Here is a 20,521-nt window from a genome sequence, read left to right as displayed (position 1 = left end):
GGGGCGGGTGGGGGCGGGACGGCTCATCGACACCCTCACCACCCGGAGGCGGTGTAGACGACCGAGGTGACCGACGCGTCGGCCCAGGCCAGCTCGCGCAGCAGGGCCAGCGCGCCCTCCTCCGGGTCGATCAGGCCGATGCCGCGCCGGGCGTACTCGCGGCTCAGTTCGGCGGTGACCATGCCGCCGTGGCCGACGCCGGGCGCCCACGGCCCCCAGTGGACGGTCACGGTGCGCACCCCGGTGCGGGCCGCGTACCGGGTGCCGATGGCGTCCAGGGCGTCGTTGGCCGCCGCGTAGTCGGCCTGCCCCCGGTTGCCGTAGGCGGCGGCGATGCTGCCGAAGAAGACCAGGAACCGCGGTGCGCCGGGCAGCGCGTCGAGGCCGGCCAGCAGCCCCCGGGCCCCGTCGACCTTGGTGTCGAAGACCCGGGTGAACGACGCCGGGTCCTTCTCGGCGATCAGCTTGTCCTCGATGATCCCGGCGGCGTAGACCACCCCGTCGAGGCGGCCGTACTCGGCGTGGATCGCGGCCAGCAGCGCGCGGGTCGCCGCCGCGTCCCGGACGTCCAGGGCGTGGTAGCGGACCTCGCCACCCAGCTCGGTCAGTTCGGCGATAGTCGCGGTCACCTCCCGGGCCGCCAGGACGGCCTGCGCGGTGCGGGAGATCTCGGCCGGCGAGGACAGCCCCCGCCGGGCCAGCACCCCGACCAGCGCGGCGCGGTCGGTGGCGGCGGCCAGCTCCGGGTCCTCCGGGCCGGACGGCAGCGGGGTACGGCCGACCAGCTCGATGCGGCAGCCGCTGGCCGAGGCGAGCGCCCGGGCGAACCACGGGGTGATCCCCCGCGCCCCACCGACCAGCACCACCACCGAGTCGCGTTCCAACCCGATTGCGGCGGCCTCGGACACCCCGTCGCCGGCCGGTCCGGCACCCCCGGCGGCCAGCGCGCCCAGCTCGACCGGAACCAGGTCGGCGACGTAGCGGTCGTCGCCACGCCGGGCGACCACCGGGGCGTCGGCGGCGGTGAGCAGTTCGTCGAGCAGCTGCCGGGCCAGCACCTCCGGCGTCGCCGCCGGGTCCACCGCCACGAACCGGGCGGTCAGCCCCGGGTACTCGCGGGCGATCGTGCGGAACAGGCCGGGCATGCCGTCGGCCGCGCCGGTGACGCCCTGCGCCCCGGCGGCGAGCAGCCAGCGCGGCCCGGTGGCCAGGGCCCGCTGCAGCAGCGGGAACACGGCGGGCAGCAGCGGCTCGTCGAGGTTGGTCAGCCCGTCGAGCACCAGCACGCCGTCGAAGCCCTGGTCGGCCTGCTCGCTGTCGAGGACCCCCAGCTGGCCGCCGGCGCCGTGCGCGCCGAGCAGCTCCGCCAGGTACGCCCCGACCGGTCCGCCCCCGGTGATCAGGAACCGCATCCCGGCGAGCGTGCCCGGGTCGACGCGCTGGCCGGGCTGGACGCTCTCCCGGGCGACCAGCCGCTTCGGCGCGATCCCCACCCCGACCTCGGTCGGCGCGGGCGACGCGGCGGGTGCGGCGGCCGGCGCGGCGACGCTCGCCGGCGGGGCGGCGGGCACGGCTGCCGGCGCGGCGACGGTCACCGTCGCGGTGACGGTGGTGTTCATCTTCTGGTCGAGCCAGGTGACCATGGCGCGGACGGTGCGGGCCTTGACGAGGTCTTCGAGTTCGCTTTCGTCGCCTTCGACGCTGAGGGAGAGGCGTTGGGCGACCTCGCCGGCGACCTCGGCGCGTTTGATGGAGTCGATGGAGAGGTCGGCTTCGAGGTCGAGGTCGAGTTCGATGAGGTCGACGGGGTAGCCGGTGCGCTCGCTGATCACGGTGAGGATCGCCTGCTGGAACTCCGCGAGGCTGGCCCCGGCGGGCGCGGCCACGGCAGCGGCAGGGGCGGCGGGCGCGGCGGCCGGTGCGGCCACGGCCGGTGCCACCGCCGGGGCGGGGGCGAGCGCCAGCGGGCCGGTCGTGCTGGCCGAGACGTGGACGGTGCCGCTCATCTTCTGGTCGAGCCAGGTGACCATGGCGCGGACGGTGCGGGCCTTGACGAGGTCTTCGAGTTCGCTTTCGTCGCCTTCGACGCTGAGGGAGAGGCGTTGGGCGACCTCGCCGGCGACCTCGGCGCGTTTGATGGAGTCGATGGAGAGGTCGGCTTCGAGGTCGAGGTCGAGTTCGATGAGGTCGACGGGGTAGCCGGTGCGCTCGCTGATCACCGCCAGGATCGCCTGCTGGAACTCCGCGATGCCCGGCCCGGCCGGCGCGGCGACCAGGGCGACGGGAGCGGCGACCGCAGCGGGAGCGGCGACCGGGGCGGCGGGGGCCGCGACCGGGGCGGGGGCCGCGACGGGGCCGCCGACCGCGGGGGAGACCGGCATGACGTCCGGGGTGACCGGCCGGGGCCGGGCGACCGTCGGCGCCGGGGCGATGGCCAGCGCCGTGCCGCCGTTCGACCCGGCCACGGTGGGGGCCGGGGCGGGGCGTGGGGCGACGGCGGGGGTCGGGGCCGGCGCGGGGGCGGCGGCGGGCAGCGACCGGGGGGCCGGGGCGGGCGTCGGCGTGGGTGCCGGGCCGGCGTACCCCTCGACCCGGTACGTTCCGGTGGGCTCCCCGGCCGGCCGGCCGCCTCCGTCACCGGGGTCACCGAGGAAGGCGAGCATCACGTCCCGCTGGGTGGCGATCATCTCCCGCGTCGTGCGCAGGTACTCGCTGAGCAGCTCGCCCCGGATGTCCCGGACGGCGGCCGGCGCGGGCTCGTCGACGGTCCGGACTTCCCGGACGGTCGACGGTGCGGGGCCGCTGACGGTGCCGGTGGCGGCGCCGGGGGTGGTGGCGGTGCCATTGGCAGGGGTCATCGACAACTCCTTGATCCGTCGGGGAGGGGTCATACCACCGGGAAGGCAGTTGCCGTGCTGGTCCCGGACGAGTTGGCCGTCGACCGTCCAGAGCGGACGACGGTTCGGTGCGGTGGTGGCGGTGCCGTCCGCGACCCGGCCGTGGAACAGCCAGTCGGTGCGGACCGGGGTGCCGGCGCAGGCGAGTTCGGCCACCGAGATCAGGAACCCGCGCAGGCCGTCGGCCGGGCCGCGTTCGCAGGCGACCGTCTGGTGCGGCCGGTCGCCGAGCACCGCCTGCACCAGCCGGCTGAGTACCTGGCCGGGGCCGACCTCGACGAAGAGGCGGGCGCCGGCGGCGTACATCGCCTCGATCTGCTCGACGAAGCGCACCGGCGCGCCGATCTGCTCGGCGAGGTGGTGGCGGACCTGGCCGGCGTCGCCGGAGTACGGGGCGGCGGTCAGGTTCGACCAGACCGGGATGCGCGGCTCGGTGATCGACCTTTCGGCGAGCACCTCGGCGAAGGTCTCCACCGCGCCGGCCACCACCGGGCTGTGGAAGGCGCAGGCCACCGGGATGGCGCGGGCCGACAGGCCGGCCTCCTTGAGCGCGACCACCGCCGACTGCACCTTCGCCGTCGGGCCGGAGACCACCACCTGCTGCGGGGCGTTCCGGTTGGCCAGCACCACCTCGCTGGTCAGGCCGGCCCCGGCGAGCACCTGGGCGACCTGCTCGGCGCTGGCGGCGACCGCCGCCATGGTGCCCGGGTCCTCGCCGCAGGCGTCGAGGATGGCCGCCGCCCGCTGCCGGCTCAGGTCGAGCAGGGTGGCCGCGTCGAACGCCCCGGCGACGCAGAGCCCGACGAGTTCACCGTAGCTGTGACCGGCGGTCATGTCGGGTCGGACGCCGAGGCGGCGCAGCAGGTGGTCCACGGCGAGGCCACCGATGCCGAGCACCGGCTGGGCGGTACGGGTGTCGCGGACCCGGTCCTCCTGGGCGCGCCGGGAGTCCGGGTCGAACGCGGCCGGCGGGAAGAGCAGCTCCGCGGCGGGCTTGTCGAGTTCGAGGTAGTGCCGCAGCTCGGGGAAGGTGACGAAGAGTTCCCCGAGGGCGCCGGGGCGTTGGCTGCCCTGGCCGGGGAAGAGGAACGCCACCTGGCCGGGCCCGACCGGGTCGACCCCGGTCGGCTGGACCAGGCCCCGGGCCGGGTCGTGTTCGCCGGCCAGCGCCCGGTGCAGCAGGGTCTCCAGTTCGGCCAGGTCGCGGGCGACCACCGCGACCTGGGTCGTCCCGGGCCGGTTGGCGGCCTTGGCGGCGACCGACGCGGCCAGCTCGGCCAGCCGTCCCGGCCGGTTGCCGGTCCCGTCGGCGGCCAGGTTCTCCAGCAGCTGCCGGACGCCCTGGTGGGCGGCGGCCCGGTCGGTGCCCCGGAAGCAGAACAGCTCGGCCGGCCAGATCCGCTGCGCGTGCCGCGGCTCCGGCGCGTTGGCGTGGGCGCTGAGCACGACGTGGAAGTTGGTGCCGCCGAAGCCGAACGCGCTGACCCCGGCGATCCGCTCGGCGGCCGGCACCGGCCACGGGCGGGCCTCGGTGAAGAACGCGAACGGGCTCTGCTGCGGGTGCCAGGCCGGGTTGGGCCGTTCCAGGTGGATGGTGGGTGGGCGGATGCCGTGGTAGAGGGCGAGCGTCGCCTTGATCAGGCCGGCCAGCCCGGCGGCGCACTTGGTGTGCCCGATCTGGGACTTCACCGAGCCGAGCGCGCAGCTGCCCGGTTCGGCGCCGGCCTCGACGAACATCCGGGTCAGCGTCTCCAGTTCGGTGCGGTCGCCGACCACGGTGCCGGTGCCGTGCGCCTCCACCAGACCGACCTCGCGGGGGGAGATGCCGGTGCGGTGGTAGGCCCGGTCCAGGGCCCGCCGCTGCCCGTCGGGGCGCGGCGCGGTCAGGCCGAGGGCCCGCCCGTCGCTGGCCCCGCCGAGCCCCTTGATCACGCCGTAGATCCGGTCACCGTCGCGTTCGGCGTCGGCCAACCGCTTGAGTACGACGCACGCGACACCCTCGCCGAGGGCGATCCCGTCACCGGTGCTGTCGAAGGGGCGGGACCGGCCGGTGGGGGACAGCGCGTGCGCCGAGGTGAACATCAGGTAGTCGTTGACCCCGTTGTGCAGGTCGGCGCCGCCGCAGATCATCAGGTCGCTGTCGCCGGCGACCAGTTCCTTGCAGGCGGCGTCCATCGCGGCCAGCGACGAGGCGCAGGCCGCGTCGATGGTGTAGTTCGGCCCGCCCAGGTCGAGCCGGTTGGCGACCCGGCCGGCGATCACGTTGGCCAGCACGCCGGGGAAGCTGTCCTCGGTGACCGTGGGCAGCAGCTCCTGCATCTGCTCGGGCACCTCACCGAGGTACGCCGGGAGCATGGTGCGCAGGGTCTGCGCGTGGCCCATGTCGCTGCCGGCCTCCGCACCGAAGACCACGCCGGTGCGGGCGTGGTCCGCGCCGGGTGCGTCGTAGGGGTAGCCGGCGTCGACCAGCGCCCGGTGGGAGACCTCCAGGGCGAGCAACTGGGTCGGGTCGATGCTGCTCAACGCGGCCGGGGGGATGCCGTAGCCGATGGCGTCGAACGGGACCGGCTCGATGAACCCGCCCCACTTGGAGACGCTGATCCGGCCGGTCTGCCCCGGCCCGACCTCGGGGGCGTAGTAGTGCTCGGTGTCCCAGCGTTGCGCCGGGACCTCGGTGACGGTGTCGACGCCGCTGAGCACGGTGCGCCAGAAGCTGTCCAGGTCGGGGGAGCCGGGCAGCATGCAGGCCATCCCGACGATGGCGATGTCCAGCGGCGCGGGCGGTTCCTCGATCTCGACGGCCGGCGGTGTGAGTCGGGCCCGCAGCGCGTCGAGCCGGTCGGCGTGGAAGCCGCGTACCGCGGTGGTGACGTCGTCGTGCAGCTCGGCGACGGTGGTGGCACGGTCGCGCAGCACGGCCACCTGGCCGGCCATGAACAGCCCCTCGCTTGCCTGGACGCCCTCGTCGACGGTCTCGACGACGTCGCCGGAGCGGCGCAGGCCCTTGCTGGCGATCCGCAGCCGGCCGACGTTGAGCAGCTCCAGCTGCTCCCACACCTCGCGGTTCTCCGCCCCGGCACCCTCCAGTTGGGTGCGCAGCTGGTGGAAGTCGTCGACGAACGGGGTGTGCAGGCAGCGGGTGGCGTGCCCGGGAGCGGTCTCCAGCAGCGCCGTGTGCTCGGCGGTGAGCGCCTCACGCTGGAACAACGGCTGGACCGCGCCGTGGGTCACGGCCTCGGCGGTGAACAGGTAGGCGGTGCCCATCAGCACGCCGATCCGGGCACCCCGGCGGGCCAGCGGGGCGGCCATCGTGGCCACCATCGCCGCCGACCGGGCGTCGTGCACCCCACCGGCGAAGAAGATCTGCAGCTGGGCGCCGGCGGCGGGATCGGTGTCGAGGTGGTCGTCGAGGACCGCCAGCTGGGCCTCCCACAGCGGGAAGCTCGCCCGGGGTCCGACGTGCCCGCCGCATTCGGCGCCCTCGAAGATGAACTTGCGCGCGCCGGAGCGCAGGAACTGGCGCAGCAGGCCGGGGGAGGGCACGTGCAGGAAGGTGCTGATCCCCTGCTCCTCCAGGGCGCGGGCCTGCGGTGGGCGGCCACCGGCGATGATCGCGCAGGCGGGCCGGATCTCCCGGATGACCTCCAGTTGGGCGGCCCGCAGCTCCTCGGGGGCGAAACCGAGCACCCCGACACCCCACGGGCGGTCGCCGAGCTGGGCGGCGGTCTCGGTGAGCATCCGGCGGCACTGGTCGGCGGAGTTGAGGGCGAGCGCGATGAACGGCAACGCGCCGCCGTCGGCGACGGCGGCGGCGAAGGAGGCCTCGTCGCTGACCCGTGTCATCGGGCCCTGGGCGACGGGCACCCGTACCCCGAGGGCCTCGGCCAGGGGGGCGTGCGGCTGGAGCAGGTCGGCGGCGTCGGGGCCGTCGACGGCGTCGAGCATCGCCGCGCGCATGCCGCGTACGGCGGTGGCGGTGTCGGGCCAGCGGTCGGCGAAGGCCGCCGCCAGCCAGCCGTCCTGGCCGACCGGGAGCAGTTCGCTGTCGCCCTGGTGCGGGCCGCCCCGGCGGATGCCGCGTACGCCGTCGCGCAGCACGGTCTCCGAGCCGTCCATCCGCCGGATGACGGCCTGCACGTCGGCCGGCAGCTCCGACTCGGGCATCAGGGCGAGCTGGGTGTCCAGCACGACGCCGGCCGCGCCACCGACCAGGCAGGCCCCGGCGGTGCGCGGGCCGATCCCGCCGGCCACCCAGACCGGCAGGTCGAGGGTGTCGTCGGTGACGAGCTGCTGGAGCAGGACGAAGGAGCTGAGCTCGCCGACCCGGCCGCCGCCCTCCATCCCGCGGGCGATCAGTCCGTGCGCGCCGGCGGCCGCCGCGGCGTGGGCCTCCGCCCGGCTGGTCACCTCCACCAGCACCCGGTGGTGCCCGGTGATCTCGGCCAGCGGCCACGGGCTCGTCGGCTCGACCACGATCAGGTCCACCCGGCCGGCGGCGGCGCGGTCCACCTCGGCGGGGCTGGCCTGGCAGCCGGCCGGGACCCGGATGCCGATCGGGGCGGACGACCAGCTCGCGGCGCGGGCGAGCGCCCGCAGCGACCAGTCGTCGCCGGTGGCCAGGTCGATGATGCCGCGTCCACCACCGGCTGCGGCGGCGGCCGTGATCCGTGGGCCGGGTTCCAGGACGCCGACGGGGTTGACGACCAGGATCAGGTCACGTGTGTACGGTGCGCTACTCATCGGGCTCCCACTTCGGTCGCGACGGATCGCGTGCTGACTAGGGGATTTGCCGGCAGTGGGCCGGCGAGCGCGTGCTGATTTGCCACAGTGAATGTCGCGCTGCGTCACAATCTAACGTCGCCTAGTTACAGCCCGGTTAAATTCGCCGATCATCGGGCGTGGGATGAAGATTTCCTACCAAGGCTACCGGATATGCCGTCGGGTTAACCAGGCACGATGGTCATCGATGTGACCCTGCTGCCACCAGATCGTGCCATCGATGCTTGTCCGGTCATTTGCAGTTTTATTTCCAAACTGTTTTCTGGTGACCCGCGTAGTCCCTGGTAGTGGAGATCGGAGCTTCCCGTATCCCACTATGTGGAACGGGTCTTGCCATCGATTGCCGTATACATCAAAGATCCGTATCGGTATTCATGCCATCATTACCCATCGATTAGCTATGGCATTCGTGAGGCGAGGTGGGATTGGTTTTCGATCTTTAGATTCCCTGGTGGGGCGCGGATTGATTGCCGACCGCGCATCCGTCCCACCCGCCGCCGCTGACCTCGGTGGTGACCGTCGACCGGGCGACGAAGCCCTGCAGGCGTCACCGATAACGGCTCTGGGCTGGCAAAACGCCACCCCATGACGACGGTTGACGTACTCCCTTAACGAACGTTTCACGCGCTGTCCGCCGGGTGGTCGTACCCACCGGTGGCACACGCTCCGCGGGGGCGATTCCTCCGGCAGCACCGACCTCTGTACAGGCCGCGACCAGCCGGGACGGCCGTCACCGTGACGGTGGTCCGCCCCGGCCGCGCAGGCCTTCCCAATTCCCTTCCTGATCGGCGGTAATTGTGCGTAGCCTGCTTCTTCTTGCCCTTGTCGGCCTTGGTGCGCAACTGGTCGACGGCAGTCTCGGGATGGCGTACGGCGTGACATCCACCACATTGTTGCTGGCTCTCAACACGGGTGCGGCGAGCGCTTCGGCGACCGTTCACCTGGCCGAGATCGGCACCACCCTCGTCTCCGGCGCCGCCCACTGGAGGTTCGGCAACGTCGACTGGACGGTGGTCCGTCGGGTCGGCGTGCCGGGTGCCATCGGGGCGTTCGCCGGGGCGACCTTCCTGTCCAGCCTCTCGACCGCGACCGCGGCCCCGATCATGTCGCTGATCCTGCTGACCCTCGGCCTCTACGTGCTGATCCGGTTCACCGTCGCCGGCCTGCCCCGCGACCGGGTCGGCCTGCCCCTGCGCAAGCGCTTCCTCGGCCCGCTGGGGCTCGTCGCCGGCTTCGTCGACGCGACCGGGGGCGGCGGCTGGGGGCCGGTCGGCACCCCGGCGATCCTGGCCAGCGGCCGGCTGGAGCCCCGCCGGGTGATCGGCTCGATCGACACCAGTGAGTTCCTGGTGGCGGTCGCCGCCAGCCTGGGCTTCCTGGTCGGCATCGGCTCGGAGAACATCAACTTCGGCTGGGTGGGCGCGCTGCTGCTCGGCGGCATGATCGCCGCGCCGATCGCCGCCTGGCTGGTGCGACTGGTCCCGCCCCGGGTGCTCGGCTCCGCTGTCGGCGGGGTCATCGTGCTGACCAACATCCGGACCCTGCTGCGCAGCGAGTGGATCGGCGCCCCGGACGCCGTCCGCTACGCCTGCTACCTGGTCGTCGTGGTGCTCTGGGTGGCGGCGGTGACCTGGTCGCTGCGCCGGCACCTGGCCGACCGGCCGACGGCGCCGGTCGCCGTCGGGCCGGAGAGCGGTGCCGGAGAGCCCGCCACCACGTCGAGCTGACCTCCGGCGGCCGGCGGCTGCTCGACCTCCCGGGCCGGGAACAGGTCGACGAGCCGCCGGCCGTCCCCACCCGCCCGCCCGGGGTCCACCCGGGGCCACCGGGTACCCGCCCGTCGGCACCGGGTGCGGTTCGCCCACCGCAGTCGGGGCGACGCAGCGGGGCCGTCGTGCGGCACCGGGGCGGCGGGTGCGCTGATCTACGATCCTGGATGGCGTCGGCGAGGCGCCCGATCGTGGAGAGGCAGCGGATGAAGCTGATGCGGGTGGGCCCGGCCGGCGCGGAACGGCCGGTGCTGTACGCCGACGGTCGGCACTACGACCTGTCCGCGCTCACTCCCGACATCGACGGCGCGTTCCTCGCCTCCGGTGGCCCCGACCGGGTCCGGGCGGCCCGCGACCTGCCGGAGCTGGACGTCACCGGGATGCGGGTCGGCCCGCCGGTGGCCCGCCCCGGGGTGGTGCTGTGCATCGGGCAGAACTACGCCGCGCACGCCGCCGAGTCCGGAGCCGCCCCGCCCGAGACCCCGATCGTCTTCTACAAGGCGCCCAACACCGTGGTCGGCCCGTACGACGAGGTGCTGGTGCCCCGGGGCGCGACCGCGACCGACTGGGAGGTGGAGCTGGCCGTGGTCATCGGCCGGCGGGCCCGCTACCTGGAGTCGCCCGCGCAGAGCCTGGCCCACGTCGCCGGCTACCTGGTCGCCAACGACGTGTCCGAACGCGACTTCCAACTGCGCGACTCCGGTGGCCAGTGGTCCAAGGGGAAGTCCTGCGAGACGTTCCAGCCGCTCGGCCCGTGGCTGGTCACCCCGGACGAGATCCCCGACGTGCAGGACCTCGGGCTGCGCTCCTGGGTCAACGGCGAGCCCCGGCAGGACTCGCGCACCGCAGACATGATCTTCGACGTGGCGTACCTGGTCTGGCACCTGTCGCAGTACACCGTCCTCGACCCGGGTGACGTGATCAACACCGGCACGCCCGAGGGGGTGGCCCTGTCCGGCCGGTTCCCCTACCTGCGCCCCGGTGACGTGGTGGAGGTCGAGGTGGACGGTCTGGGCCGGCAGCGGGTCACCATGGCGGCGGCCTGACCGGCGGCGGGCGAGCCGCCGGGTCGGCAATGGGCCGCCGGGGGGCCGAGGGCCGTAGCCCCGGGTCAGCGGACCAGCCGCAGGCCGGACATGCCGCCGTCGACGGCCAGCGCGGTGCCGGTGGTCGCCCCGGAGACCGGGGAGGCCAGGAAGGCGACCGCCTGGGCCACCTCATCGGCGGTGACCAGCCGTCCGGTGGGCTGCCGGGCGGCCAACCGGCGCTTCTCCGTGGCCGGGTCCTGCGCCCCGGCGAGCAGCCGGGCCACCCACGGGGTGTCCACCGTGCCCGGCGCCACCGTGCACACCCGGATGCCGTCGCCCACCAGGTCGGCGGCCATCGCCAGGCTGAGCGCGTGCACCGCGCCCTTGGTGGCCGAGTAGACGGCCCGGTCTACCAGGCCCGCCGTCGCGGCGATCGAGGTGATGCTGACGATGGCGGCGCTGGCCGAGCGGCGCAGGTGCGGCAGGGCCGCCCGGCAGGCGCGGGCCACCCCGACGACGTTGACGTCCAGACACCGGTGCCACTCGGCGTCGTCGGCGGCCTCCACCGCACCGACCGCGCTGACCGCCGCGCAGTTCACCAGCACGTCGAGACCGCCCAGAGTGGCCGCGACCCGGTCCATGGTCTGCTCCAGCGGGGCGGTGACGTCGGCGGTGAGCCGCAGGTGCGCCCCGCCGGCCCCGGGATCGCGGTCGAGCACGGCGACCCGCGCCCCGCGTACGGCCAGCAGGTCGGCGACCGCCGCGCCGATGCCCGAGCCACCCCCGGTCACGGCGGCCACCAGGCCCTGGAAATCCGTCATCTCGGCACCTCGTCGACGGGCGGTGGAGGCCGGGGGACGCCCACCCGCGCCCGACGCCCACCGGGCCGGCACGCCGCGACGACCGACGGGCCACCGGCCCGCCCCGCCGGTGCGCAGAATGTCGCACCCCGCGCCGACTGCATAGATCATATAGAATCCGTCAATCACGTCCTGGCCGTGCGAGCGGGCTGCCAGGGGGCGTGGCGAGGGGGAACGGCGAGGGGGCCTGGCGAGGGGGCACGGTGCGTATCGCGTTGTTCGTCACCTGCCTCAACGACGCGTTCTTCCCCCGGGTCGGCATCGCCACCGTGACCCTGCTGGAGCGGCTCGGCCACACCGTCACCTTCCCCGCCGGGCAGAGCTGCTGCGGCCAGTTGCACGCCAACACCGGCCACCGGGCCCCGGCCCGCGACCTGGAACGGCACACCGAGGCGGCGTTCGCCGGTCACGACGTCGTCGTCTCGCCGTCCGGCTCCTGCGTGGCCCACCTGCGGGCGCACACCCGGCTGCCGGTGCACGAGCTGTCCGAGCTGCTGGTGGACGTGCTCCGCGTGACCGACGTGGGGGCCCGCTTCCCGTACCGGGTCACCTACCACCCGACCTGCCACGGGCTGCGGATGCTGCGGCTGGGCGACCGGCCGCTGCGGCTGCTCGCCGGCGTGCGCGACCTGGAACTGCTGCCGCTGCCCGAGCCGGAGCAGTGCTGCGGCTTCGGTGGCACCTTCGCGCTGAAGAACGCCGCCGTCTCCGGGGCGATGCTCGCCGACAAGTGTGCCCACGCGGTCGCCACCGGCGCCGACTACCTGGCCGCCGCCGACAGCTCGTGCCTGGCCCACATCGGCGGTGGCCTGGCCCGCCGACCCGACGCCCCGCGACCCGTCCACTACGCCGAGATCCTCGCCGCCACCGGCAGCCAGGCGATCGGATGACGCCCCGGCCGGGCCGGCACCTGCCCATCGTGGCGGCCACCCCGTTCCCCCGGGCGGCGGCCGGCGCGCTGCGCGACGCCCAGCTCCGGGCCAATCTGGGCCGGGCCACCCGCACCATCCGGGACAAGCGGGCCGCCGTGGTGGCCGAGGTGCCCGACTGGGAACGGCTGCGCGAGCGGGCGGCCCGGGTCAAGGACGACGTCATCGACCGGCTGCCCGAGCTGGTGGACCAGTTCGCGAAGGCGGCCACCGCCGCCGGGGCGACCGTGCACCACGCCGCGGACGCCGCCGCCGCCAACGCGCTGGTCACCGAGCTGGTCCGGGCGCGGGGCGTCGACCGGGTGGTGAAGGTCAAGTCGATGGCGACCCAGGAGATCGGCCTCAACGAGGCGCTCGCCGCAGCGGGTGTCACGGCGGTGGAGACCGACCTGGCCGAGCTGATCGTGCAACTCGCCGACGACACCCCGTCGCACATCCTGGTGCCGGCGATCCACTACCACCGGGGGCAGATCCGCGAGCTGTTCGCCCGCCGGATGCCCGGCTTCACCGCCGACTCGGACGACCCGGCGGTGCTGGCCGGCGCCGCCCGGGAGTACCTGCGGCGGACCTTCCTGTCGGCCCGGGTCGCCATCTGCGGGGCCAACTTCGCGGTGGCGGAGACCGGTTCCCTGGTGGTCGTCGAGTCCGAGGGCAACGGGCGGATGTGCCTGACCCTGCCGGACACCCTGATCGCCGTGGTCGGGGTCGAGAAGCTGCTGCCCCGGTTCACCGATCTCGGTGACTTCCTGCGGCTGCTGCCGCGTTCGTCGACCGGGGAGCGGATGAACCCGTACACCTCGATCGTCACCGGGGTGACTCCCGGCGACGGGCCGCGCCGGCTGCACGTCGTGCTGCTGGACAACGGTCGTCGGCGGATCGCCGCGGACCCGGTGGGGCGGGCGGCGTTACGCTGCATCCGCTGCTCGGCCTGCCTGAACGTGTGCCCCGTGTACGAGCGGGTCGGCGGCCACGCCTACGGCTCGGTCTATCCCGGGCCGATCGGCGCGATCCTGTCGCCCCAGCTCACCGGGCAGGACGCCGGCCACAACGCGACCCTGCCGTACGCCTCGACGCTCTGCGGGGCCTGCTACGACGTCTGCCCCGTCAAGATCGACATTCCGGCGATCCTGGTGCACCTGCGCCAGACCGGGCCGAAGCCGGCCGCCGAACGCGCGGCGATGGCGTGGCTCGCCTGGACGATGCGTGACCGTCGGCGGTGGCGGGCGGCGCTGCGCACGGTCCGCTCCGGCGGCCGGCCACTGCGGGTGCTGACCCGGCGGCACGGCGGGCGGCTGCGCCGGGCGCCGTGGCCGCTGTCGGCCTGGACGGCGCACCGGGACGCCCCGCTGCCGGCCGGGGAGTCCTTCCGCGACTGGTGGCGGCGGACCCATGACTCCTGAGCTGAGCGCGCTCTTCGCCGCCCGCGCCGGTGACTACCGCGCCGGGGTGCACCCCTGCACCCCGGCGGAGCTGCCCGACCTGCTCGCCACCCTGCTCGCCGGGGCCACCGCCGTGGTGCTGCCGGCCGGGACACCGCCGCAGTGGACCGCCCGGCTGGGCCCGCCCACGCTGCCCGGGGACACCCTCACCGCCACCGAGCTGGACGCGCCCGGCCTGGCCGTGCTCACCGGCTGCGCGCTCGCCGTCGCCGAGACCGGCACCCTGGTCCTCGACGGGGGCCCCGCGCAGGGCCGCCGCCTGCTCACCCTGGTCCCCGACCACCACGTCTGCGTGGTCCGGGCCGCGCAGATCGTGGCCGACGTGCCCGACCTGGTGCGCGCCCTGCCCGACCCGACCCGCCCCGTCACGATGATCTCCGGGCCCTCCGCGACCAGCGACATCGAGCTGAGCCGGGTGGAGGGCGTGCACGGCCCGCGCCGCCTCGACATCGTCTGCCTGCCACCGGCGTAGCCGGCCCACCCGTCGTTCCGGCCGGCGTGCGCACCCCGGCTACCCTCGCCGCCGTGGACGCTGTGGAGATCGAAGCACCCGTGGTCGCCGTCACCGTGTATCCGGACCGGGCCCGGGTCACCCGCCGGGCGAGCATCCGGCTGGCCGCCGGTGAGCACCGGCTCCGGATCGCCCCGCTGCCGTTGCGGCTGCGCCGGGACTCGCTGCGGACCGGGGGCGGGGGCCCGGCCACCGTCCTCGGCGTGGAGGTGAGCACCTGGCGGCAGGCCCGCAGCACCGACGGTCAGGTCGACGCGCTGACCCGGCGGGCCCGGGAACTGGCCGACGAACTCGCCGAGACCGACGACGCCGCCGAGGTCGAGACGCAGCGGCAACAGTTCCTCACCCGGCTGGCCGACCGGGCCGGCGGCACCTACGCCCGTACGCTGGCCGCCGGTGACGCCGCCCCGGCCGACGTGACGTCCTTCGCCGACGCGGTCGCCGCCCAGCTCACCGACTCCCACCGCCGCCGACGCGGGCTGGCCCGGCGACGTGTCGACCTGACCGAGGAACTGGCGGCCGTGCAGCGGCAGGTGGCCGACGCGGGCGGCAAACAGGCACCGGACCGGCTGGCCGCCGACGTGACGGTCGCCGTGGACGCCGACGACACCACCGTGGACCTGGAGCTGACCTACCTGGTCGACGGGGCCCGCTGGCAGTCCTCCTACGACCTGCGGCTGGTCGGCGACGCCATGACGGTCACCTGGTCCGCCCTGGTCACCCAGGACACCGGCGAGGACTGGCCGGAGTGCGTGCTCCAACTGTCCACCGCCCGCCCGGCGGCGGCCTCCGGCGTACCGGAGTTGTCGCCCTGGTACCTCGACCGGGTCCGGCCGGTCCCGGTGGCGCGGGCGGCGGCGAGCTTCGGTGCGCCGCCGCCGCCCGCGCCCGCCGCGGCCCCGGCCGGCGGCGGTGGGGCGGCCCGCGCGGGCGGGCCGCGCCCGGTCGTGCGGGAGAGCGTCGCCGAGGTCGAGCAGGGTGTCACCGCCGCGACCTACCGGCCGGCCCGCCCGGTGGCGGTGCCCGCCGACGGCAGCGCCTACCGGGCCGTCATCGCCGTACTGGACCTGCCGGTCCGCCTCGACCACGTGACCGTGCCGCTGCGGGCCGCCGAGGCGCACCTGCGGGCGACGGTCCGCAACACCTCCACGCACACCCTGCTGCCCGGCCCGGCGGCGGTGTTCCACGACGCCGACTTCGTCGCCACCACCCGGCTGCCGACCTGGGCGCCCGGTGAGGAGACCGAGGTGGCACTCGGGGTGGACGACCGGGTCCGGGTGGAACGCGAGCTGACCCGGCGCTCCGACACCCGGGCCGCGCTCGGCTCCACCCGGCGGCGGGACGTGGAGTACCGGATCAGCGTGGCCAACCACACCCCGCGACCGGCGACGGTGGAGGTCCGCGACCAACTGCCGGTCTCCCGCGACGAGGCGGTGACCGTCCGGGAGGCTACCGTCGTCCCGCCGCCGGACGAGCGCACCGACCTGGGCGAGCTGACCTGGCGGCTGCGGCTCGGGCCGGGGGAGGGCGGCGACATCACCCTCGGGTTCCGGGTCGAACTCGGCAAGGGCGTGGAGCTGGCCGGCTGGCGGGAGTGACCGCGTTCCCGCCGCGACCCGCCCGGCCGGCCGGGCGGGTCGCGGCGGTCACCCGACGGCCGTCACGGTGAGCGCGGCGACCGACGGGTGGGGCCGCCCCTGCGCGTCGTCGATCGCCACGGCCAACCCGCCGGTGGCACCCGGCCCGGTGGGGGTGGACACCCGCAGGGCCGGGCCGCCGTCGACCCGGGCCACCGTCACGCCGTCGCGCACGGTGACCGTGACCCGGTGGGTGGCCGCCGGGTCCACGGCGGCCTCGGCGGCCACCCGGCCGGCACGCAGCACCGCCACCCGGCCGTGCGTCACCCGGACCGAGACCGTGGCGTCGCCGTTGACCCCGACCAGCAGGGTGACGGTGCCGCCGTCGGCGCGCAGGCCGCGCACGGTGGCGTCGGCCGTGTAGCCGGTCCAGTCCGCGCTGGCGTACGCGAGCAGGGTGCCGTAGGCGCGACGTGGGCTGTCGGCGGGGAACCGGCCGCCGGTCAGCGGGGACAGGTCGGTCATCGGCTCACCGTGCTGGTCACGCCAGTCCCAGGAACGGGCGAACGGGTCGGTCACCACGGCGGGCACGGCCGTGCGTTCGACGACCGCGCTGACCAGTTCGGCGGCGGTGGTCCGGGCGTACACCTCGGCCCGCTCGACCTGCCCGTCGGCGGCCGACCGGCGGCTGCTCGGTTGCGGGGCGAGCGACTTGTTGGTCAGCGCGGCGACGAACCGCGTGGCGATCAGGTCGCGGCTGAACGCGGCGGCCTCCGGGTCGGTCGTCGCGTCCCCGATCTCGGAGAACGGGTACGCGAACAACTGCGGGCGGGGCAGCCGGTGGTCGGTGAACGCGGCGAACATCGCGTCGAAGTCGGCGGTCAACCGCTGCCGGTAGCCGGCCAGGCTCTCGCGCGCACCGGTGGCCGGCTCCCAGCGCCGGTGGGTCAGCGGGGAGCCGAGCCGCCCCGGCGCGGTCTGCACCCGGGTGTGCAGGTCGTGGGTGTGCGCCTGGAAGTCCCACCGGCCGGAGCGGCTCATCCGGTCGATCTCCGCCCAGCTCAGGTAGTACGGCCGGTGGGTGCCCACCTGCCCGGTGATCAGGTAGGAGGCGGCCACCATCCGGTGTCGTTTCAGGATCGGGTCGGCGTACGACCACAGGCCCCGGGTGCCGTCGTCGAAGGTGAGGTAGACCGACCGGGGCGGGACGCTCCCGCCGCGCAGGTAGTCGACGTACTGGGCCGAGGAGATCGTCCGGTAGCCGGCGGTGCGCAGGGCGGTGAGCTGGGCGTCGAACGCCTCCGGGGTGACCACGTAGTGTTCCCGGCCGGTCGGTTCGGTCGCCGCCGGGTCGTCGCCGTGCGGCCGGATGTCGTGGTACGCGACCACCACCGGCGCGGCCCGGTCCGGCAGCCGCCCGGCCGTCTCGGTGAAGCGGCGCAGGTCGGCGGGGTCGACCCGGGTGACCGGGGTGTCGTGCTGCCCGCTGACGTGGCGGCGCAGGTCGTCGAGGTACCAGGACACCCCGAAGGGCGCCGCCACCACCAACAGGGTGACCAGCGACAGCAGCCCGCCGAGCGCGCGAGGCCAGAGCCGGCTCACCGGAGCACCTCGCCCCGGGTGAACACCACCGCGTAGAGCAGCACCAGCGTCCCCGCCCCGGCGAGGGTGAGCGCGACCCGGGCCAGCCGGGTCAGCACCCGCCGCCCGGCGTTCACACCGTGCTCCGCGACCACACGCCGCGCCGGATCGTCCCCACCGACCAGGGCAGCAGCCAGGACAGCACGGTGGCGGACAGCACGCTCATCAACGGCCGGTACGCCCAGCGCGGGTCACCCGGGTTGTCCAGCCGGTAGGCCAGCCCCCACGCGGTGCCCTTGAGCAGCACCCCGCACAGGTAGAGCAGCGGCACCGCCCACCAGCCGCGCAGCGGCGCCCAGACCAGGTGGGAGAAGGCCATCGCCGGGGCCAGCGCCACCCACAGCGCGTGTCCGTAGTAGAGCGCGGCCGGGCCGGGCCCCCGCCGCCACATGAACGTGCCGGTGAAGAACAGGTTCCGCACGTAGCTCTTCTTCCAGCGGGTCTGCTGGCGCAGGAACGGCCGCAGCCGGGCCGGCACGGTGGTCCACACCTTCGCCGAGCGGACGTAGCCGACCCGCCAGGCGCGCGGTGGGTGGTCCTCGTCGCGGACGAACGGCGAGTCGGCGAAGCGCGCCTTGAGCCGGTCGCCGATCCAGCGTTGCCCCAGCACGTAGCCGGTGAGCTGCCGGTCGGTGGCGAACCGGAACTCGCCGCCGAGGAACCGGTCGGCCGCCCAGGCAGGCAGGTAGTTGAGCACCGCCTCCCGCCGGAACACCGCCAGCGGGCCGGAGACACAGGTGACCGCCCCGAACGACGCCTCGGCTGCCTTGGAGACCCGGAACTGGCCCTCGTACCAGACGTCCTGCACCCGGCTGAGCAGCGACTCGTCGGGGTTGAGCGCGCGGGCGTGGCCGCTGACCGCGCCGAGGTCCGGTTGCCGCAGCAGCGCCTCGACGCAGCGTCCCACCGCGTCCGGGGCGAGTACGCAGTCGGAGTCGGTGAAGGCGAGCACCTCGCCGGTGGCGTGCCGGGCGGCGTGCACCAGGGCCCGCTTCTTGCCGACGTTGCGGGGCAGGTGCAGCACGGTGACCGGGAGTTCGGCGGCGAGCCGGTCGAGCACCTCGGCGGTGCCGTCGGTGGAGCCGTCGTCGACCACGATCACCTGCAACGGGCGGTACCCGCTGCCGGTCATCGACCGGACGCACGCCTCGATGCCGTCGGCCTCGTCCTTCACGGCCACCAGCAGGCTGACCGTCGGGGACGGCGGCAGCGGCGGGAACGTGGCGGCGTGCCGGGGCTGCGCCGGGGCCTCGGCCGGGTCGACGTAGCGGGCGTAGGCCAGGTAGAACACGGCGACGGTGGCGGTGAGCACGGCGAAGCCGTAGAACGCCAGCAGCGGGGCGTACGGCAGCAGGGGCAGCTGGCGGGCCAGCAGCACGATCAGCGGGAGCAGCGCGAGCACTGTGAGCAGCCGGCGCAGGCCGCGCCGGACGGGGGCGGTCGCCGGCATCTCAGACGACCTCCCGCCGGGGCAGTCCGGTGAGCCGGTAGGTGGCGTCGAGCACCATCGGCTGCCCGCGCAGCCACGCCTCGTCCAGGCCGGACTGGCGGGTGTGCACGACCACCAGGTCCCACTCCCGGTCGGCCGGGTCGGCGACCCGGTGCAGGAGCTGGCCGTCGGGGGTGCGGACCGTGTCGACGAGGTCGTCGACGAAGGCGACGTCCGCGCCGGCCCGGACCAGCTCACCGATGATCTCCAGCGCGGGCGACTCCCGGACGTCGGCGACCCCGGGCTTGTAGGTCACCCCGGCCAGCAGCACCCGGGCCCCGAGCAGCGGACGGCCGGCCCCGGCGAGCAGTTCCCGGATCCGGTCGACGACCCGGCGGGGGCGGGCGGCGATCCCCCGCATCGCGGTCTCGATCAGCGGTGCCTCGCGGCGCTGCCCACGGACCTGCCACAGCAGGTAGTGCGGGTCACACGGGATGCAGTGCCCGCCCACCCCCGGGCCCGGCTGGAAGGCCATGAACCCGTACGGCTTGGTGTCCGCCCCGTCGATCACCTCGGTGACGTCCAGGTGCAGGTCCCGGCAGAGGTCGGCGAACTCGTTGGCCAGGGCGATGTTCACCGCCCGGAAGGTGTTCTCCAGCAGCTTGGTCATCTCGGCGGCCTCGGGGGAGCCGAGCCGGTGCACCAGCGGGGTGATCCGGGCCAGCGCGGCGGCGGCCCGCGCGGTGCACTCCGGCGTGGTGCCGCCGACCACCCGGGGGGTGAGTTCCTGCCGGTGCCGGTCGTTGCCGGGGTCGACCCGTTCCGGGGCGAACGCCACGAAGACCTCCTGCCCGACCCGTAGGCCCCGGGCGGCCAGCGGCTCGACCAGCAGCTCCCGGGTGGTGCCGACGTAGCTGGTGGAGGTCAGCACGATGGTCTGGCCGGGGCGGGCGTGGGCGACCACCGCCGCGCAGGCGGCCCGCAACGCGGTGAGGTCGGGGGCGAGGTGCCGGTCCACCGGGGTGGGCACGCAGATCAACACCGTGTCGGCGTCGGCGATCTCGGCGACCGCGGTGGTGAGGCGCAGTGCCGGGTCGGTGGCCCGCAGCGTCTCGCGGAGCCGGCTCCGGTCGTCGTCGAGCAGGTCGGCCCGGTCGGCCCGGATGTCGTCGAGCCGGTCCGGGGAGATGTCCACCCCGGTCACCCGGGCGCCGCCGGCGACCAGGGCCAGGCTGGTCGGCAGGCCCACGTAGCCGAGGCCCACCACTGCGGTACGCGCACCGGGGCCGGCGACGGCCGGCTCCGGCGGGGCGACGGGGGAGACGGGGGCGGTGGTCGGGACGTCGGCCCGGGCGGCGGGCAGGAGCTGCGACATGGTCGGTGGCCCTCACGGAAGGTGAACGGGGATGACCCCAGAGTGCCGATCCGGTCGCCCCGTCGGCTGTCCGTCGAACAGCCGCCCGGCCGCAGAAAGACTACGGTCGGTGACTGTCCGTTCGGTCAGTTCTCGGCGCGGTGGCAGCCCGGACGCGTCGTTGTCGCCCCGGTGTCCTGACTCACGGTCGTCCCAACCGACTCACCGGCCCCGCCGGTCACGGTGCCCTCGGCGGTCGACATCGAGTAAGAATCATCACTGGCGGTGAGCCGCCGGCCGTGCTCCAC

General features: G+C 74.9%; 11 protein-coding genes. 6 read left to right on the top strand and 5 right to left on the bottom strand.

Annotated features, from left to right (window positions below):
* Positions 1-35: 35 nt before the first annotated feature.
* Positions 36-7,637, bottom strand: coding sequence for a type I polyketide synthase (locus JQX11_RS32875; RefSeq protein WP_269756740.1), 7,602 nt, complete (start codon positions 7,635-7,637; stop codon positions 36-38).
* Positions 7,638-8,473: 836 nt separating this feature from the next.
* On the opposite strand from JQX11_RS32875, the gene JQX11_RS01870 reads away from it, so the two are divergent.
* The gene (locus tag JQX11_RS01870; RefSeq protein ID WP_204923165.1) at positions 8,474-9,403 is read left to right on the top strand and encodes a sulfite exporter TauE/SafE family protein; all 930 of its coding nucleotides are present in this window, start codon (positions 8,474-8,476) and stop codon (positions 9,401-9,403) included.
* Positions 9,404-9,651: 248 nt separating this feature from the next.
* Positions 9,652-10,491: a fumarylacetoacetate hydrolase family protein gene (locus JQX11_RS01865; protein WP_204923583.1), complete on the top strand. Its 840-nt coding sequence runs from the start codon at positions 9,652-9,654 to the stop codon at positions 10,489-10,491.
* Between the two features lie 65 nt (positions 10,492-10,556).
* Here JQX11_RS01865 and JQX11_RS01860 read toward each other — a convergent pair whose 3' ends face one another.
* A complete protein-coding gene (locus tag JQX11_RS01860) occupies positions 10,557-11,294 on the bottom strand; it encodes an SDR family NAD(P)-dependent oxidoreductase (RefSeq protein ID WP_204923164.1) in 738 nt (245 codons plus the stop codon).
* A gap of 242 nt (positions 11,295-11,536) precedes the next feature.
* Between JQX11_RS01860 and JQX11_RS01855 the strand changes: the two genes are divergently transcribed.
* Genes JQX11_RS01855 through JQX11_RS01840 form a run of 4 tightly spaced genes read left to right on the top strand, consistent with a single transcriptional unit; the run spans position 11,537 to position 15,810 of the window.
* The gene (locus JQX11_RS01855) at positions 11,537-12,223 is read left to right on the top strand and encodes a (Fe-S)-binding protein (protein WP_204923163.1); all 687 of its coding nucleotides are present in this window, start codon (positions 11,537-11,539) and stop codon (positions 12,221-12,223) included.
* Positions 12,220-13,662: a lactate utilization protein B gene (locus JQX11_RS01850; RefSeq protein ID WP_204923162.1), complete on the top strand. Its 1,443-nt coding sequence runs from the start codon at positions 12,220-12,222 to the stop codon at positions 13,660-13,662. Before JQX11_RS01855 ends, JQX11_RS01850 begins: the two co-directional genes overlap by 4 nt.
* Positions 13,652-14,173 (top strand): LutC/YkgG family protein, encoded by a 522-nt coding sequence (locus JQX11_RS01845; RefSeq protein WP_204923161.1) that lies wholly within the window; start codon positions 13,652-13,654, stop codon positions 14,171-14,173. The genes JQX11_RS01850 and JQX11_RS01845 overlap by 11 nt, the downstream gene beginning before the upstream one ends.
* A 53-nt stretch (positions 14,174-14,226) precedes the next feature.
* Positions 14,227-15,810, top strand: a complete 1,584-nt coding sequence (locus JQX11_RS01840; protein ID WP_204923160.1) for a DUF4139 domain-containing protein — start codon at positions 14,227-14,229, stop codon at positions 15,808-15,810.
* 48 nt (positions 15,811-15,858) lie between these two features.
* Here JQX11_RS01840 and JQX11_RS01835 read toward each other — a convergent pair whose 3' ends face one another.
* From JQX11_RS01835 to JQX11_RS01825, 3 genes are all read right to left on the bottom strand, one after another.
* Positions 15,859-17,391, bottom strand: a complete 1,533-nt coding sequence (locus JQX11_RS01835; RefSeq protein WP_204923159.1) for a polysaccharide deacetylase family protein — start codon at positions 17,389-17,391, stop codon at positions 15,859-15,861.
* Positions 17,392-17,503: 112 nt separating this feature from the next.
* Positions 17,504-18,880 (bottom strand): glycosyltransferase family 2 protein, encoded by a 1,377-nt coding sequence (locus JQX11_RS01830; protein WP_204923158.1) that lies wholly within the window; start codon positions 18,878-18,880, stop codon positions 17,504-17,506.
* A 1-nt stretch (position 18,881) separates the two neighbouring features.
* On the bottom strand, positions 18,882-20,234 hold the full coding sequence (locus tag JQX11_RS01825; RefSeq protein WP_204923157.1) for a nucleotide sugar dehydrogenase: 1,353 nt from the start codon (positions 20,232-20,234) through the stop codon (positions 18,882-18,884).
* Between the last annotated feature and the right edge of the window lie 287 nt (positions 20,235-20,521).

It is taken from the genome of Micromonospora humida, assembly GCF_016901255.1.
Lineage (GTDB): Bacteria > Actinomycetota > Actinomycetes > Mycobacteriales > Micromonosporaceae > Micromonospora > Micromonospora wenchangensis.
This window is presented reverse-complemented; position numbering and strand designations above follow the sequence as displayed.

Coding starts and splice junctions, on each gene's coding strand:
- JQX11_RS32875 (WP_269756740.1), bottom strand. CDS start 7,637: ATGAGTAGCGCACCGTACACACGTGACCTGATCCTGGTCGTCAACCCC.
- JQX11_RS01865 (WP_204923583.1), top strand. CDS start 9,652: ATGAAGCTGATGCGGGTGGGCCCGGCCGGCGCGGAACGGCCGGTGCTG.
- JQX11_RS01860 (WP_204923164.1), bottom strand. CDS start 11,294: ATGACGGATTTCCAGGGCCTGGTGGCCGCCGTGACCGGGGGTGGCTCG.
- JQX11_RS01850 (WP_204923162.1), top strand. CDS start 12,220: ATGACGCCCCGGCCGGGCCGGCACCTGCCCATCGTGGCGGCCACCCCG.
- JQX11_RS01845 (WP_204923161.1), top strand. CDS start 13,652: ATGACTCCTGAGCTGAGCGCGCTCTTCGCCGCCCGCGCCGGTGACTAC.
- JQX11_RS01830 (WP_204923158.1), bottom strand. CDS start 18,880: ATGCCGGCGACCGCCCCCGTCCGGCGCGGCCTGCGCCGGCTGCTCACA.
- JQX11_RS01825 (WP_204923157.1), bottom strand. CDS start 20,234: ATGTCGCAGCTCCTGCCCGCCGCCCGGGCCGACGTCCCGACCACCGCC.